Below are 16,297 nucleotides of genomic sequence, written 5' to 3'. Positions count from 1 at the left end.
CCTGATGACCATAGCAAGTTGGTCCCACCCCTTCCCATCCCGAACAGGACCGTGAAACAACTTTGCGCCGATGATAGTGCTGCAACCAGTGTGAAAGTAGGTTATCGTCAGGCTTGTTATTCGAAAAAACCCCCATCGGTGATCCGGTGGGGGTTTTTTTACGTCCGCGGGTTTTATCCAAACCGGCGATTGCCGGGTTTTTGAAAGGGATATCTTGTCTGCTTTGCACACACTGGAACAATTACGCGCTGGCCAACTGGCTGGCGTGCGGCGCCTGAAGCTGTGCTGCGGTTTGACCGACTTTCCCCGTGAAATTTTCGACCTGGCCGACAGTCTGGAGATTCTCGATTTGTCCGGCAATGCGCTCTCCATGCTGCCTGACGATTTGCCGCGCCTGCACAAGTTGCGCATCATTTTTTGCTCCGATAACCTGTTCACCACCTTGCCTGCCGTGCTTGGTTCCTGCCTGGAGCTGAGCATGATCGGCTTCAAGGCGAACCGCATACGCCATGTGCCGGCCGCCGCCTTGCCACCCAGGCTGCGCTGGCTGACCCTGACCGATAATGCCATCGAAGTCTTGCCGGACGAACTCGGCAACTGTCATGAATTGCAGAAGCTCATGCTGGCAGGAAATTGCCTGAGCCGTTTGCCCGCGACCCTGGCCAATTGCCGCCAGCTGGAACTGGTGCGCATTGCCGCCAACCGTTTCACGGCCTTGCCCGACTGCCTGCTGACCTTGCCGCGCCTGGGCTGGCTCGCGTATGCGGGCAACCCCTTCAGCGAAGCGCGTGAACTGGCGGCCCTGGCCGATGCCGGCGCGGCCGGCGTGGTGTGGCAGCGCCTGGAATTGGCGCAGCAGCTGGGGGAGGGCGCATCGGGCGTGATTTACCGCGCGCGCCTCGATGGCTGTACCGATGTTGCCGTCAAAGTGTTCAAGGGGGCGATGACCAGCGATGGCTTGCCGCGCAGCGAAATGGCCGCGTGTGTCAGCGCCGGTGCCCATCCCAGCCTGATTCCCATCTTTGGAACGCTCGCTGGGCATCCGCAACAGGCATCCGGGCTCGTCATGCCGCTCATCGATGCTGCTTTCGGCAATCTGGCCGGGCCGCCGAGCCTGGCGTCGTGCACGCGCGACGTGTATGCCGATGGCACGCGCTTTGACGCTTCGCAAGCGCTGGCCATTGCCCATGGCATCGCCTCGGCCGTATGCCAGCTGCACGCGCGCGGCATCGTGCATGGCGACCTCTATGGCCACAATATCCTGCATACGGCCGCTGGCGCCTGCCTGCTGGGCGACTTTGGCGCGGCATCCATGTTCGTTCCTGGCTCGCCGCAAGGGGACTTGCTGCAGGGCATAGAGGCGCGTGCCTTTGGCGTACTGCTGGGCGAGTTGCTCGCGCATGGTGCGGCGCCGTTGCCCCTCTTGCAGGCCTTGCACGAAGCTTGCCTGCAGGACGATGTGCTGCGGCGGCCCAGATTCGACGTGATCGAACGGACCTTGCTGGAAATGTTCCCCGCATAAAAAAATGGCGCAGCCTGCACAGGCTGCGCCATTTTTATTTCAAGCTGGGAGAATTCAGCCTGGAACCTGGATTTCTTTTTCCGGCAGGGCGATCTGGTTGTCGACGCTGAACTGGTAGTCCTTGAAGACGTGTTCGGCCGTCAGGATCTGGTACTCGCCATTGTCCAGCTTGTGCGTGGTGTCCTTCAGGCGGTACGTATAGTGGCCGCAGGTCCAGCAGTTGAAGTTGCGCATGTGCGTGCACAGGCAGGTCTTGTCCATCACGACGACGGTTTTTTGCTCGGGATGGGCCGCGACTTCGCGGTTGTACGAGTTGATGTAGGCACAGTTGCCCGTCGCGTCGAGCAGATAGCCATACGATTCGCAGCCTGGACGGATGCCGGCGCCGATGGCGGGCGTGTTCTTCAGCATGCGCATCGGGTAACCGGTCGGCGAGACGCCATTGACGATGATGTCTTCTTCCGAGGCCTTGTAGTATTCCTGCTTGACCTTGTTTGGCAAGCCGCACTCCTTGGTGACCGTAAAGCGCGTCGCCACTTGCACGCCGGCCGCGCCCGCTTCCAGGAAGGAGACGGCGTCGCTGCCCGTGAAGATGCCGCCGGCGGCGATCAGCGGGATGTCCAGCTGTTCCGCTTTCAGGTAGGCCAGCAGTTCCGCCGTGATCGTGTGCAGGTCGTAATTGGCCCAGTCCATGCCGAAACCGAGGTGGCCGCCGGCCAATGGTCCTTCGACGATGATGAAGTCGGGCAAACGGTCCAGCTTGGCGTTCTTGCGCAGGAAAATCTGCAAGGCGCGCACGGACGAGACGATGATGCCCAGCTTGGCATCACGGAAACGGGGATGGTCGGCCATCAAGGCAAACGAGCCGAAGTGCAGACCGGCGGACAGGGTGATGCCGTCGATGCCCGCATCCAGTGCCGCATTCAGGCGTACGCGCAAGGTTTCGCGAGGGCCGTTCATGGTCAGCTTTTCCATGCAATTGACGAAGATCAAACCATCGCCTTTTTTTGCTTCCATGGTGCGGCCGATATGGAGGCGCTGCGCTTCCGCCAGGCGGCCCAGGTCGAACTGCACCACGGCCTTATCGCTGTTATTGATGTTGAATTTGTACAGTTTCGTCTTGTCTTTGACGAAGGTGGTGTCGAAACGGCGATCCGACACGTCTTCCACCATGGCATCGGAGATATGGCCGATACCGTTCAGCCGGGCCGCTTCCAGGGCCAGCTCCGACGTGGAAATATCCACACCCATTCCGCCTATCATGATGGGCACATATTCTTTTTTGCCAAATCGCAGGCGGAAATCATCAACACGTTTCATTGCTATCCTTAGACTACCGTGGTTATCACTGAGCCAGATGTACGGTCAAGCCCGCTGCCGGTCAGGCGCGCGGGCGCATGTAGCTGTGCGCAGCTTCAATTCTACCCCAAGCGGGCAGGCTCTCCGAGGCAGAGCTTGCCACCAGGCCGCGTGTACGCAGGCTGGATCGTGCGCTTGATCGAAATTAATCGCGGAAATTGTTAAATTCCAGCGGCATGTCGGGCACGTCCTTGCGCAGCATGGCCATGGCCGCCTGCAGGTCGTCGCGCTTGGCGCCCGTGACGCGCACGGCTTCACCCTGGATGCTCGCTTGTACTTTCATCTTGCTGTCCTTGATGACGCGCACGATTTTCTTGGCATCATCCGATTCGATGCCATTCTTGATCTTGATGATCTGCTTGACTTTGTCGCCGCCGATCTTCTTGATGTCGCCTTCGTCGAGGAAGCGCACATCGACCTTGCGTTTGGTCAATTTGTTGGTCAGCACGTCGCGCACCTGGCTGAGCTGGAATTCCGAATCCGCGAACGCGGTCAATTCGTTTTCCTTGTGTTCGACGCGGGCGTCGCTGCCCTTGAAATCGAAGCGGGTCGTGATTTCCTTGTTGGATTGCTCGACTGCATTCTTGACTTCGATCATATCGGCTTCGGAGACTACATCAAATGATGGCATGGTCTGTTCCTTTTCTTGTTAAAGCGAGCGCACGCTCGGCGCGCTGGGCCTTGGCGGCTGATTCTGCGCCATGGGACGGCCCTGTTAAAGATGCGACATTTTAACGGACAACGGGCAAGTCGCCCTTGTCCTGAGGTGGTTTTTTGTCGCTTTCGCTCTATAATCGAGCAAAATTTCCCTATCCCACGTCTGCAGAGCTCACCATCGAACACAATTACTCCCTCCAGCGCCTGAATACCTTCGGCATCGAAGCCAAGGCGGCCGCCTACGTACGCATCACTTCGCAGGCCCAATTGCAGGCGGCGCTGCAAGATCCCGGCCTGTCCGCCATGCCCCGCCTGATATTGGGCGGCGGCAGCAACATCGTGCTCACGGGCGACTTTCCCGGCGCCGTGCTGCACATGGCCACGCGCGGCATGCGCCTGGCGCAGGCCGATTTCGAGACCATCCTCGTCACGGCCGCGGCCGGCGAAAACTGGCACGACTTCGTGCAGTGGACCCTGGCGCAAGGCGTGGGCGGGCTGGAAAACCTGTCGCTGATCCCCGGTACGGTGGGCGCGGCCCCTATCCAGAATATCGGCGCGTATGGCGTTGAAATCAAGGATTATCTGCATAGCGTGAGCGTCATGCACAGCGCCAGCGGCATCGTCTTCGACATGGACCGCGACGCCTGCCGCTTTGCCTACCGCGACAGCATCTTCAAGCAGGCGGACGGACGCGAGCTGATCGTGCTGGAAGTGACGTTTGCCCTGCCGGCCCAGTGGCAGCCGAACTTGCGCTATGCGGAACTGGCGCAAGCCATCGCCGAGCGCAATCTTGCCGAGCCGACGCCGCAACAGGTGGCGGAGACGGTGATGGCGATTCGCCGGAGAAAATTGCCGGACCCGGCCGTGATTGGCAATGCGGGCAGCTTTTTCAAGAATCCGGTGGTGTCACGGGAACAATGTCTTGCCCTGTTGGAACGTTTCCCCACCTTGGTGCACCATGCGCAAGCCGATGGCACGGAAAAGCTGGCGGCGGGGTGGCTGATCGATCAGTGCGGCTGGAAGGGGAAAAACCTGGGGCCCGCGGGAGTGTATCCCAAGCAGGCGCTGGTTCTGGTGAATAATGGCGGCGCTCGTGGCGCGGACATTACCCGGCTGGCGGCAGCGATACAGGATGATGTAGAGGCGAAATATGGCGTGCGCCTGTCGCCCGAGCCTGTGTTTATCTAAATAGGAAATCCGCGCTTGAAAAAATGGCCAGGGCAAGGCGCATTGCCGAAGACAGTACGCATGGTACGGCGAGGCAGTGCAACGCAGCCAGGGACGTTTTTTCTGCGTGGATCAGCCGAAATGGCAGACGTAGTCCACGGTCTCGGCCGTTTCAATATCAAAATAGCTATTGCCAGGCACCTTGAATTGCGTGCCCGCGCCATAGCTGTTCCATTCTGTCGCGTCGGCCAGGCGTACCTTGCACAGGCCGCCGACGATTTCCATCGTTTCCGGCGCGCCCGTGTTGAAGCGCAGCGATGACGGGAAAATCACGCCCACGCTTTTCTTCGTGCCATCGGCCAGGATGACGTTGTGCGAGACGCACTTGCCGTCAAAGTAGATATTCGACTTCTTGACGACGCTGACATTGTCCAGTTGTGTGCTCATGCTTCACTTTCCTTGCTGTTAAAAATCAGTCCTGGACGTCATCGGCGCTCAACACGCTGTTGCGTCCGCCGCGCTTGGCCGCGTACAGGGCCTGGTCGGCGCGGTTGATCAGTTGCTCGATCGTGGAGTCCGGCGACGGCACGATGGTGGCCACGCCGATCGAGATGGTGACGATGCCGGTGGCTGCCGCCGGGTTTTCGATCTGCAGACCCTCCAGGTGGCGCCGGCACGCTTCGGCGATCAGCAGGGCTCCCGCAGCCTCCGTTTCCGGCAGGATCAGGGCGAATTCCTCGCCGCCATAGCGGGCTGCCAGGTCGGCCGGGCGCTTCAAATGTTCCGTCAGCACGGCGGCCACTTTTTTCAGGCACAGGTCGCCCGGCAAATGGCCGAAGTAGTCGTTGTAGCTCTTGAAATGATCGATATCGCAAAAGAGCAGGCTCAGCGGCGTCTTGTCGCGCTGGCCCCGCTGCCATTCGAATTGCAAGGTTTCATCGAAACGGCGGCGGTTGGCGATGCCCGTCAAGCCATCGAGGGCAGCCAGTTTCTGCAATTCAATATTCGCATCGGCCAGGTTTTTCTGGCTTTCACGCAGGAAACGAAATGCCTGGTCGCGCTGCAAACGGCTGATGTGCGCGTTGGAATGGTAGCGTATGCGCGCCAGCAACTCCAGGCGGTCCGGCAGTTTCACCACGTAATCGTTGGCGCCGACGGAAAAGCTGTGGGCCTTCAGTTTCGGGTCATCCTTGGCCGACAGCACGATCACGGGCACATGCGCCAGCGCCTCGTTTTCGCGGTACAGCTTGATCAGGGCGAAGCCGTCTATGCCCGGCAGCACCAGGTCTTGCAGGATGACGGTCGGTTGCAGACGCAGCGCCGTGTCCAGCGCCTGCGTGGCGTCGGTCACGTAATGAAATTCGATGTCCTGCTGGTCGCTCAGCATGCGCCGGATTGCCTCAGCAATGATCAACTGGTCGTCCACCAGCAGCACGCTGACCTTGAATTCGGTCAGTGCGGGCTCATGCTGGGTGAAACTGGAGGAAAATTCTGGCATTGCATTCTTTTCAGATGTTAGGGGAGGGCTCCCACCCATTGTTGAGTTTGGCGCCCAGGCGGCTGCGCAGGTTGGCGCCTATTCTATCCAAGGGCAGGATTTGCTGCGCCGCATCGAGTTCGGCCGCCGCACGCGGCATGCCATATACGGCACTGCTGGCCTGGTCTTGCGCAATCGTCGTCTTGCCCGCGCGCCGCATGGCCAGCAAGCCATCGCCGCCGTCGCGGCCCATTCCTGTGAGCAGCACGCCGATGGCATCGCCACGCCAGTGCTGCGCCACGCAGTTGAAGAAGACATCGACGGAAGGGCGGTAAACATACTCGCGTGGTGCTGCATCGTAACTCAAACGATAATTTTGATCTAGAAGCAAGTGATCGTTGGTCTTGGCGATCAACACCGTGCCGGCCACCAGCTCGTCGCCGTCGGCGATCACGCGCACGGGCATGTCCAGCTGGTCGTCCAGCCATTTGGCAAAATGCGAGGCAAAGGTTTCATCGATATGCTGCACCACCACGATGGCGCAGCCGGGCGGCGCCGTCCAGCCGGACAGCACCTTGGCCACGGCCGACGGGCCGCCCGTCGAGGCGCCGATGGCCACCAGCGTGGTGACCTGCCCGTCGCTGCGTTCGATGCTGGCCGGCACCTGGCGCGGCGGCGGCGCTTCCGCGCTGTGGCGTATCAGCTTGCCGATGGTCTTGATCTTGGCCAGCAGTTCGCTGTCGCCGCCCACTTGCCCCTGCAGCACGGGCGTGGCCGTGACGTCGAGCGCGCCGGCGCCCAGCGCGCGGAAAACCTGGTTGACATTGTCCTGCGGGCGCCCCGTGACCACCAGGATGGCGCACGGGCTCTGCTCCATGATCAGGCGCGTCGCTTCGACGCCATCCATCTCCGGCATGTTCAGGTCCATCAGGATCAGGTCGGGGCGGTTGCCCTCGCACATGCGCACCGCTTCGAGTCCCGTGCGGGCGATCCACAGCACCTGGTGTTCCTGCGTGCTGGCCACCACCCGGCGCAGAGCCTCGGCAGCCATGGCGACATCGTTGGCAATGGCAATTTTCATGAAGCGCAATTCATAAACGGGCATCTCCTATCAGGTCGGCCACCGCGTCGAGCAAAGTCTCGTCGTGGAAGCTGCCTTTGGTCAGATAATAGTCTGCGCCGGCGGACAGGCCGCGCGCACGGTCCTCCGGGCGGTCCTTGTACGAGACGATCATCACCGGCAGCTTGTGCAGGTGCAGGTCTTTCTTGATCAGCGAGACCAGTTCGATGCCATCCATGCGCGGCATGTCCACGTCGGTGATCACCAGGTCGTAGTCGCCGCTGCGCACCACGTTCCAGCCGTCGATGCCGTCGATGGCCACGTCGACCTCGAAACCGCGCGCCAGCAGCAGCTTGCGTTCCATCTCGCGCACCGTGAGCGAATCGTCGACTACCAGGATGCGCTTGGCGCGGCGCTGCTGCGCATGGCCCGCCTGCGCCAGCTGGTGCAGGCCGCCCTCGTGCAGCAGCTTGTCGATCGACAGCAGCAGGTCGGGCACGTCGAGGATCAGCACCGGCTCGCCATCGTCCAGCAGGGCGGCGGCGGATATGTCGCGCATCTTGCCGAAAATGGGATCGATGGCCTGCACGGCCAGGCTTTGCTCGCCGCGGATGGCATCGACCACCAGCGCATAGCTTTGCTTGCCGCGCCCGATCACCACCACGGGCAGATCGTCGGCGCTGCTGGCCGCTTCGCCCAGTTCCAGCACCTGCGCCGCCGATACCAGGCCCAGGTGCTCGCCCTTGAGTTCGAAGAACTGCTTGTTTTCCAGGGTATGGATGGCCGCCTGCGGCACGCGCACCACGCTTTCCACCTTGACGATGGGGATGGCGTAGGCCTCGCCCTGGATGTCGATCACCAGCGCGCGCACGATCGATTGCGTCAGCGGCAGGGTAATGAGGGCGCGGAACCCCCGTCCCGGCTCCGATTCCAGGCGCACCGTGCCGTTTTGCTGGCGTATCGTCTCGTGCACGATATCGAGGCCCACGCCGCGCCCGGACAGCTGGTTGGCCGTGGCCTTCAGGCTGAAGGCGGGCAGGAACAGGAATTCCAGCAGCTCGCCCGGCGACAGCGCGGCGGCCATGGCGGGGCTGGCCATCTTGCGCTCGATGACGGACTGGCGGATCTTTTCCAGGTCGACGCCGCGCCCGTCGTCGCTGATTTCGATGCTCAGCATGCCGGCGCGGTGGCGCGCCTCCATGCGTATCGTGCCCAGCGCTTCCTTGCCCGCCTCGATGCGCTCGTACGGGCCTTCCATGCCGTGGTCGATGGCATTGCGCAGCATGTGGTTCAGCGGGCTTTCGATCTTCGCCAGGATGTCGCGGTCGACCAGGGTGTCTTCGCCGTCGATCTCCAGCTGCACTTCCTTGCCCAGGCTGCGTGCCAGGTCGCGCACCATGCGGGGAAACGCGTGGATGCCGTCGCGGAAAGGGCGCATGCGCAGGGCCAGCACTTCGTCGACCATGCCTTGCGAGACGGCCAGCAAGCGTCGTTCATAGGTCTCGATGTCGGCGATGTGCTCGAGCATGAACTGCTTCAGGGGCTGCGTCTTGTGCAGCGCCAGCAGGGATTTTTCCATCAGGCCCGCGTCGCCCGAGCGGGCAATCGCTTCGTGCAGGTGCTCGATGGCGGAAAACAGGCTGCTCTGGTTGCGCTTGAAGCGCTGCAGCGCGCCGATGAACGGGTGCATCTGGTGCGCATTGATGCGCGACTCGCTGGCCAGCGACAGCAGCTTGTCGAAATTCTGCGCCGGCGCCTTGGCGGAGGCGCCGGCGCGCGGCGCGGCCGCAGCCGCGGACGATTCCGCTTCCTCGCCCGCCAGGCCGCTGGCCACGGGGGCTTGCGTTTCGGCGGCGTCGGCGCTCTCCGGCGGCAAGGGGGATGGCGCAGGCGAAGATGAAGGCGGCGAAGGCAGGGCCGGCAATTCGGGCAGCTCGGCGATGCCGGCGATGGCGTTCAGGGTCTGGTCGATCTGTGCCGCATTGGCGGCCAGCCACGCTTCGGCGCCCGCATCGTCGAGGCGCGACAGCTGCACGATCAGGTCGACGCCCGACAGCAGCACGTCGACCCGCTCCGGCGTGAGTTTCAGGCGGCCGTGCTGGGCGGCGACAAAGCTGTCTTCCATGCCATGCGCCAGCTGCACCACCACCTGCAGGCCGACGATGGCGGCGGCACCCTTGATCGAGTGCGCCGCGCGCATCATCGCCTCGACGGCGGCCGCGTCGCCCGCATGGCGCTCCATGGCCAGCAAGCCATCGGTGAGGATCTGGGTCTGGCTGTCCGCTTCCATGCGGAACAGGTCCAGCATGGAAAAGGCACTGAGGTCGCCGTGCTGGTCCTGGCTCATCGTAATAGTCTCGCAAGTTGAAAGCCGATCAGCGCCGTGTCCAGGCAGCCGATGCGCATGTCGCCTTCGGTGATCACGCCCGACAGAAAGCGCGACAGGCCCTTGTTGATGGTGGCCGCGGGCGCTTGCACGGTGCTTGAGGCATAGCGCACGATGCCATGCAGGTCGGCCACGGGCAGGGCGTAGGCCTGTTCTTCCCAGCGCATCAGCAGCAGGCGCGCGAACGCGTGGCGGCCCTTGGCGGGCGGCGCGCCCTGCTCGTCGATGCCCAGCAGGCTGGCCAGCGACATGCAGGGATACAGCTTGCCGCCGATATTGACGATGCCCGCCAGGCCGCGCCCGCCCCGGTGCGGCAGCACGTGCGGCTTGGCCTGCGGCGCCACGGAGTCGAATACGCGCGTGGGCAGCGCCAGCCATTCGCGGCCGATGCGGAACACCAGCGCCGAGCTGTCGCGCACTTCGCCGCCCGCATCGATCTGGCGGAAGTGGCTGGCCCAGTCGCGCTGGTAGTGCTCGTCCACGGGCCGCTGCAGGTTGCGCTGGGCGGCGCCCGCATACACGTCGCAGTTGCGGCAGTGTACGTTGGCGGGCAGCTTGGGGCAGCTCTGGTCGCCGACCACGCCGATATGGTTCCAGCAGTCGTCGATGGCGGCGGGGGACTCGGTGGCGATGCGGTTTGTCATGCTGCTTGCCCCTTAGTTGGACGCCTGGCGGCGCTGGTAGATGCGCGCCGCGCGCGCCTTCAGGGTGGTGGCGGCCGTATGGTTGCCATTGCGTTCGGCCAGCAGCGACAGGTGGCACAGCGCCTCGTAGTGGTCCGGCTGCAGGTAGATGCAGCGGCGCCAGTAGTCGTCGGCCAGGTCCATCTTGCCGGCCAGTTCATTGATAATGCCCAGCATGAAATACGCTTCGGCCGCCTCCGGTGCGCGGGCCAGGTGGGCGTGGCATTTTTCGCCGGCCTCGCGCAGCTGGCCACGGTCGGCCAGCAGGCGCGCCTCGGCCAGCAAATCGGCGGGCGCCGCCGGCGTCGGCGGGGACGATGGCACGGACACGGGGCGCGTGCGCTGCGCCGCCGGTGCGGCGGGCGCTGAAGGCGGAGCGGCAGCGCGTTTTGGCGCGGGCGGCACGCTGCGCAAGGTGCGCAAGGCAGGCAGCGGCGCCACCTGGAGGGCCGCCGCCGGCGTCGCCGTTTCCTTCTTCAGCGCGAAGGCCTGGCGGAACTGCAGCGGCGCAAAGCCGTTCTGGCAGAACGACGGCACTTCCGCGTAGCCGGCCAGCAGCATGCCGTCGTCGGCCAGCAGGGCGGACAGGTTGTGGATGGCCGCGCGCGTGGTGGGCTTGTCGAAATAGATCAGCAGGTTGCGGCAGAAGATGACGTCGTAATGGCGGCTGTAGGTGGCGGTATCGAATTGCAGCAGGTTGCCCTGCCTGAAGGTCACCTGTTCGCGCAAGGCGTCGATGATGCGGTAGGCGTCGTCGGCCACGTGCGTGAAATAGCGCTCGCGGAAGGCCACGTCCTGCGCGCGGAAGGCGTTGCGGCCATAGATGCCTGCCTGCGCCCGCTCGATGCAGCCGGGGCTCAGGTCGTACGCGTCGATGCTGAACGCCTGTTTCGGCACGCCGCCGTCGCGCAGCGCCATGGCCATCGAATACGGTTCCTCGCCGCCCGCGCACGGAATCGACAGGATGCGCGTGGCGCGCCCCCGCGCCCAGCGTTCCTGCACCAGTTCCACGGTGGCGTAGAACGCCTGCGGGTCGCGGAACAGCCACGATTCCGGCACCACCACCAGTTCGATGAGCTGCGTCATTTCGGCCGGCGTGAGCGCCTGCAGATAGGCTTCGCTGTCGGCAAAGCCCGTCTGCTCCATGCGCTGGCCGACGGCCCGCTCGGCCACGGACTTGGAGACGGACAGGCCGGTCGCGCGGCGCAGCAGCGATTGTGCCGTCATGCCGCGCCCGCGTCTTGAAACAGCAGCGCGCGCACGTCCGGCGGCAGCAGGTGCTCCAGTTCGACCAGCTGCACGATGCCGTCGGCATCGCTGGCCACCTGGCCCAGGAAGGGCGCCGTGGCCACGCCGCTATCGTCGAGCTTGTCCGCATCGATGTCGGCGATGCCGCGCACCTGCGAAGCCATCAGGCCCAGCACATGCGCGGTGCCGCCAGGGGCGCGGTAGTCGACGATGACGATGCGCGTGTCGAACTGCGCGGCCGCGGCCGGCAAGCCCGCCAGGCGCGACAGGTCGATCACGGGCACGGGCGTGCCCTGCAAGTCCATCAGCCCGGCCACGTAGTCCGGCGTGAGCGGCAGCTGCTTGAGCTCCAGCAGCGGCAGCACGCGCACGATGCCGGCCAGGGGCAGGCCATAGCGGTCGCGTCCGATGTGAAAGAGCAGCACTTTCATGGGATCAGATGGTCACGGCGAAAGTCGAGACGCTCGATTGCAGGTCGCCCGCCGCGTATTGCAGCTGGTGCACCGCTTCGCTGGTGGCCTTCAGCGACTCCACCGTTTGCTGGGTGGCGTCGTTGAGCTGCATCATGGTGTCGGAAATCTGCGAGGCGCCGATGGCTTGCGACTGCATGCCTTGCAGCACGGCGTCGAATTGCGGCGTGAGTTTCTGCACCTGGTCCATCACGGACGACAGCTGCTCGGCCACTTGCCGCACTTCGCCCACGCTGCGGCGAATTTCTTCCGAGAATTTATCCATGCCCATCACGCTGGCCGACACGGCCGACTGCATTTCCTTGAGCATTTGCTCGATATCCCACGTGGACACGGAAGTCTGGTCGGCCAGGCGGCGGATCTCGGTCGCCACCACGGAAAAGCCGCGGCCCGCTTCGCCCGCTTTTTCCGCCTCGATGGCGGCATTCAGCGACAGGATGTTGGTCTGGTCGGCCACTTTCGTGATGGTGATCAGTACGCTGTTGATATTGCTGGCCTTTTCCGACAGGGCGGCCAGCTTGGCGTTGATGGAATCGGTGGCCGAGACCATGTGCTGCATGGTCGAATCCATGCGCTTGAGGTTGTTTTGCGCTTCGGCCGTGGCATTCGTCGTGTAATCGGCCACGGCGGTGGCGTCTTCCATGGTTTTCAGCAACTGGCTCGTGTTGGCCGAGATTTCCTTGGTGGTGCTGAGAATTTCCACGCTGGTTTGCGCTTGCTCAATGCCCGTGGCTTCCTGCTGGCGCGCCGAGGCGGCAATTTCCGTGGCAGAGGTCGTCACCTGGATGCCGGCCTTTTGCACATTGTTGAGCAGGCTGCGCAGGTTTTCAAACATCTTCGCCAGGCCGTTGCCCAGCTGGCCGATGGCGTCGCTGCCCGTGATGCCGACCTTGCCCGTCAGGTCGCCCGAGGCTGCCTTCGACACCACTTCCAGCAGGGAATCGACCTTGGCCCGCAAGCTGTTCGTGGCGGCCAGTTCGTTGGCCTGGTTGTCCTGGATGGTTTGCGCCATGCGGTTGAATTCTTCCGTCACCTTGCCCAGCTCGTCGCGCGAGATGATGGCCGCGCGCGCGCCCTGTTCGCCGCCAGCGATGCGCCCGACGGCATCCGTCAGGTTGTTCAGCGGACCGAGGATGGCCTTGGCCAGGATGAAGGAAATGCCCAGCGCCAGCACGATGCACAGCAGGCCGCCCAGCGCCAGGGTCAGCAGCATGGTTTCCTGCAGGCGGCTCGAGGTGGCCGTGCGCTCGGCCAGCAGGCGGTTTTCTTCGGCGGCAGCTTCGTCGAGCAGTTTGTTGGCTTGCACGATGCCGGGCGAGCCGGCCGGCGGCAGCAGGCGCGCCACCGTTTCCGTGGCGCCCGGCGCATTGCCCAGCGTGCGGCGTTTTTCGATCAGGGGAGTGATCCACTCCTTGACCCAGGTGCTGCTCAGCTGGTCGATCTTGCGGAAGCGTTCCGACTGGGGCTTGTTATCGGCCGTCATGGCGATGGCTTTTTGCGTGTGCTGGCTCAGCACCCCGGTTTCATCGGTTTCCGGCGTCAGCGAGGCTTCGTTGCCGGTCAGGATGAACCCGCGCGCTTCCACCTGGATTTGCAGGATGGAATTGTGAATCTTGTCGATCTCGACCAGCACTTCCATCGTGTGCCGGTCCCATGCATTGGCTTCCGACAGCCGCGAAAAGCTGTTGTAGGCCACGCCCAGCAGGACCAGGATGATGGCCACGATGGAGCCGAAGCCCAGGTACAGTTTATTCTTGATACTCAGGTCTTTGAACATGGGAGGGCTCCGGAAGCGGGAAGGTCAGCACAATTGCACTGTAGCATTTTGCCATGCGGACAGCAAAATGGGGGCAATCTGGGGATGCGGGGGCGCGGTAAATCGCGGCCGAGTGCGTTTCAAACGCAAAAAAGCCGCCCGGAGGCGGCTTTTGGCTGGTGCGGGAGGCAGTGCCTCCCGGCAGCTAATTACTTCTGGCCCCGCTTTTCGCGGGCGATGGCGGCGATGCGCATGCGCAAGGCGTTCAGCTTGATGAAGCCGCCGGCGTCGGCCTGGTTGTAGGCGCCGCCGTCTTCGTCGAAGGTGGCGATGTTCATGTCGAACAGCGAATCCGTCTTCGAATCGCGCGAGACGACGATGACATTGCCCTTGTACAGCTTGATGCGTACCCAGCCGTTCACGGTTTCCTGCGTGTGGTCGATCAGGGTTTGCAGGGCAACGCGCTCGGGCGCCCACCAGTAGCCGTTGTAGATCATCGACGCGTAGCGCGGCATCAGGTCGTCTTTCAGGTGGGCCACTTCGCGGTCCAGCGTGATCGATTCGATGGCGCGGTGGGCTTTCAGCATGATAGTGCCGCCTGGGGTTTCATAGCAGCCGCGCGATTTCATGCCGACGTAGCGGTTTTCCACCAGGTCCAGGCGGCCTACGCCATGCTTGCCGCCAACTTTGTTCAGTTCGGCCAGCACGGTGGCGGGCGACATGCGCACGCCGTTGATGGCGACGATATCGCCTTTTTCGTATTCGATGTCCAGGTATTCCGCTTCGTCCGGTGCCTTTTCAGGGCTGACGGTCCAGCGCCACATGGTCTCTTCCGCTTCGGCGCTGGGGTTTTCCAGGTGGCGGCCTTCAAAGCTGATGTGCAGCAAGTTGGCATCCATCGAGTACGGCGCGCCGCCGTTCTTGTGCTTCATGTCGATTTCGATGCCGGCGTCTTCCGCGTATTTCAGCAGTTTTTCGCGCGACAGCAGATCCCACTCGCGCCATGGGGCGATGATTTTCACGCCTGGCTTCAGCGCGTAGGCGCCCAGTTCGAAACGCACCTGGTCGTTGCCCTTGCCGGTGGCGCCGTGCGAGATGGCGTCGGCGCCCGTGGCGTTGGCGATTTCGATCAGGCGCTTGGCGATCAGCGGACGGGCGATCGAGGTGCCCAGCAGGTATTCGCCTTCGTACACGGTGTTGGCGCGGAACATCGGGAAGACGAAATCGCGCACGAATTCTTCGCGCACGTCTTCGATATGGATGTTTTCCGGCTTGATGCCGAATTTGATGGCCTTGGCGCGCGCCGGCTCCAGTTCTTCGCCCTGGCCCAGGTCGGCCGTGAAGGTGACGATTTCGCACTGGTAGTTATCTTGCAGCCATTTCAGGATGACGGAGGTGTCGAGTCCGCCGGAATAGGCCAGGACTACTTTTTTAATGTCGCTCATATTGCTTCCAGTTGTCGTTGTCGATGTATGTAGTGCGATGCTGCCAGGTGCTCTGCAATCCCTGGCGAATTAGTTGATTTTACCCAGTAACAGGTACTCGATCAGCGCTTTTTGCACGTGCAAACGGTTTTCCGCCTCGTCCCACACCACCGATTGGGGGCCGTCGATCACTTCGGCGGCCACTTCCTCGCCGCGGTGGGCGGGCAGGCAGTGCATGAACAGCGCGTCGGGCGCGGCGCGGGCCATCTTCGCGCCATCGACGATCCAGCCGTCGAAGGCGGCGATGCGGGCCGCGTTTTCCGCTTCGTAGCCCATGCTGGTCCACACGTCCGTGTTGACCAGGTGCGCGCCTTCGCAGGCGTCGGACGGGTTGGCGAAGAAGGTGTAGCGCTCGGTCTTGACTTGCGACAAGTCGATGTCATAGCCCTTCGGCGTCGACACGTTGACGTGGAAACCGAACACTTCGGCCGCCTGCAGCCACGAGTACAGCATGTTGTTGGCGTCGCCGATCCAGGCGACGACCTTGCCGGCGATGGAGCCGCGGTGTTCGATGTAGGTGAAGATGTCGGCAAAAACCTGGCACGGATGGTGTTCATTGGTCAGGCCATTGATCACGGGCACGCGCGAATTGGCGGCGAAGCGCTCGATGATCTCCTGGCCGAACGTGCGCACCATGATGATGTCGCACATGCGCGACATGACCTGGCCCGCGTCTTCCACCGGCTCGCCGCGTCCCAGCTGGGAATCGCGCGTGTTCAGGTAGATGGCGGCGCCGCCCAGCTGGTGCATGCCCGCTTCGAACGACAGGCGCGTGCGGGTGGAGTTCTTTTCGAAGACCATCACCAGGGTGCGGTCGATCAGTGGATGGTAGATTTCGTAATTCTTGAACTTGCGCTTGATCAGATGGGCGCGTTCGATCACATATTCGTACTCTTCCAACGTGAAATCGGAGAACTGGAGGTAGTGCTTGATCGGTTTTTTTGTCGACATAATGACCACTTGAAGATGCGCAGGCCGCCGGCGGCGTGCCTTTCCCGCCGGGTTGCATCAGCGTACAACATCTCGTC

The 16,297-nt window shown here is 62.9% G+C and carries 14 protein-coding genes and 1 rRNA gene; 3 read left to right on the top strand and 12 right to left on the bottom strand.

Annotated elements, in window-relative coordinates:
• Positions 1 to 113, top strand: a 5S ribosomal RNA gene (rrf, locus tag VPH41_RS19725).
• Between the two features lie 110 nt (positions 114 to 223).
• Positions 224 to 1,522 carry a leucine-rich repeat-containing protein kinase family protein gene (locus VPH41_RS19720; RefSeq protein ID WP_328571251.1) on the top strand — a complete coding sequence of 433 codons (1,299 nt, stop codon included), beginning with the start codon at positions 224 to 226 and terminating at the stop codon, positions 1,520 to 1,522.
• Between the two features lie 54 nt (positions 1,523 to 1,576).
• On the opposite strand, the gene VPH41_RS19715 is transcribed toward VPH41_RS19720, so the two are convergent.
• Together VPH41_RS19715 and VPH41_RS19710 are read right to left on the bottom strand one after the other, a co-directional pair.
• Positions 1,577 to 2,842 (bottom strand): nitronate monooxygenase, encoded by a 1,266-nt coding sequence (locus tag VPH41_RS19715; protein ID WP_152259527.1) that lies wholly within the window; start codon positions 2,840 to 2,842, stop codon positions 1,577 to 1,579.
• Positions 2,843 to 3,026: 184 nt separating this feature from the next.
• Positions 3,027 to 3,512 carry a YajQ family cyclic di-GMP-binding protein gene (locus VPH41_RS19710; protein WP_034759416.1) on the bottom strand — a complete coding sequence of 162 codons (486 nt, stop codon included), beginning with the start codon at positions 3,510 to 3,512 and terminating at the stop codon, positions 3,027 to 3,029.
• Positions 3,513 to 3,655: 143 nt separating this feature from the next.
• Here VPH41_RS19710 and murB point away from each other — a divergent pair, with 143 nt between their 5' ends.
• On the top strand, positions 3,656 to 4,726 hold the full coding sequence (gene murB, locus VPH41_RS19705; RefSeq protein WP_328571220.1) for a UDP-N-acetylmuramate dehydrogenase: 1,071 nt from the start codon (positions 3,656 to 3,658) through the stop codon (positions 4,724 to 4,726).
• 111 nt (positions 4,727 to 4,837) lie between these two features.
• Here murB and ppnP read toward each other — a convergent pair whose 3' ends face one another.
• The 10 genes from ppnP to argF form a co-directional block, all read right to left on the bottom strand.
• Positions 4,838 to 5,152 (bottom strand): pyrimidine/purine nucleoside phosphorylase, encoded by a 315-nt coding sequence (ppnP, locus tag VPH41_RS19700; protein ID WP_328571219.1) that lies wholly within the window; start codon positions 5,150 to 5,152, stop codon positions 4,838 to 4,840.
• Positions 5,153 to 5,177: 25 nt separating this feature from the next.
• Positions 5,178 to 6,203: a diguanylate cyclase gene (locus VPH41_RS19695; RefSeq protein ID WP_328571218.1), complete on the bottom strand. Its 1,026-nt coding sequence runs from the start codon at positions 6,201 to 6,203 to the stop codon at positions 5,178 to 5,180.
• Between the two features lie 10 nt (positions 6,204 to 6,213).
• Positions 6,214 to 7,263 carry a chemotaxis-specific protein-glutamate methyltransferase CheB gene (gene cheB, locus VPH41_RS19690; protein ID WP_328571217.1) on the bottom strand — a complete coding sequence of 350 codons (1,050 nt, stop codon included), beginning with the start codon at positions 7,261 to 7,263 and terminating at the stop codon, positions 6,214 to 6,216.
• A gap of 10 nt (positions 7,264 to 7,273) precedes the next feature.
• Positions 7,274 to 9,589, bottom strand: a complete 2,316-nt coding sequence (locus tag VPH41_RS19685) for a hybrid sensor histidine kinase/response regulator (RefSeq protein WP_328571216.1) — start codon at positions 9,587 to 9,589, stop codon at positions 7,274 to 7,276.
• Positions 9,586 to 10,272, bottom strand: a complete 687-nt coding sequence (locus tag VPH41_RS19680) for a chemotaxis protein CheW (RefSeq protein ID WP_152259522.1) — start codon at positions 10,270 to 10,272, stop codon at positions 9,586 to 9,588. The genes VPH41_RS19685 and VPH41_RS19680 overlap by 4 nt, the downstream gene beginning before the upstream one ends.
• A 12-nt stretch (positions 10,273 to 10,284) precedes the next feature.
• Positions 10,285 to 11,538 carry a CheR family methyltransferase gene (locus VPH41_RS19675; protein WP_328571215.1) on the bottom strand — a complete coding sequence of 418 codons (1,254 nt, stop codon included), beginning with the start codon at positions 11,536 to 11,538 and terminating at the stop codon, positions 10,285 to 10,287.
• Positions 11,535 to 11,990 carry a chemotaxis protein CheW gene (locus tag VPH41_RS19670; RefSeq protein WP_287778338.1) on the bottom strand — a complete coding sequence of 152 codons (456 nt, stop codon included), beginning with the start codon at positions 11,988 to 11,990 and terminating at the stop codon, positions 11,535 to 11,537. Before VPH41_RS19670 ends, VPH41_RS19675 begins: the two co-directional genes overlap by 4 nt.
• 4 nt (positions 11,991 to 11,994) lie before the next feature.
• Positions 11,995 to 13,806 carry a methyl-accepting chemotaxis protein gene (locus VPH41_RS19665; RefSeq protein ID WP_328571214.1) on the bottom strand — a complete coding sequence of 604 codons (1,812 nt, stop codon included), beginning with the start codon at positions 13,804 to 13,806 and terminating at the stop codon, positions 11,995 to 11,997.
• Positions 13,807 to 13,994: 188 nt separating this feature from the next.
• On the bottom strand, positions 13,995 to 15,230 hold the full coding sequence (locus VPH41_RS19660) for an argininosuccinate synthase (RefSeq protein WP_034759383.1): 1,236 nt from the start codon (positions 15,228 to 15,230) through the stop codon (positions 13,995 to 13,997).
• A gap of 69 nt (positions 15,231 to 15,299) precedes the next feature.
• Entirely contained in the window at positions 15,300 to 16,220 is a 921-nt protein-coding gene (gene argF / locus VPH41_RS19655) for an ornithine carbamoyltransferase (RefSeq protein WP_034785055.1), read from the bottom strand.
• Positions 16,221 to 16,297: the final 77 nt, after the last annotated feature.

Source organism: Janthinobacterium sp. P210006 (assembly GCF_036231885.1).
GTDB classification, from domain to species: domain Bacteria; phylum Pseudomonadota; class Gammaproteobacteria; order Burkholderiales; family Burkholderiaceae_D; genus Janthinobacterium; species Janthinobacterium violaceinigrum.
The sequence above is the reverse complement of the archived record's forward strand: the minus strand, read 5'-3'. Positions and strand labels throughout refer to the sequence as shown.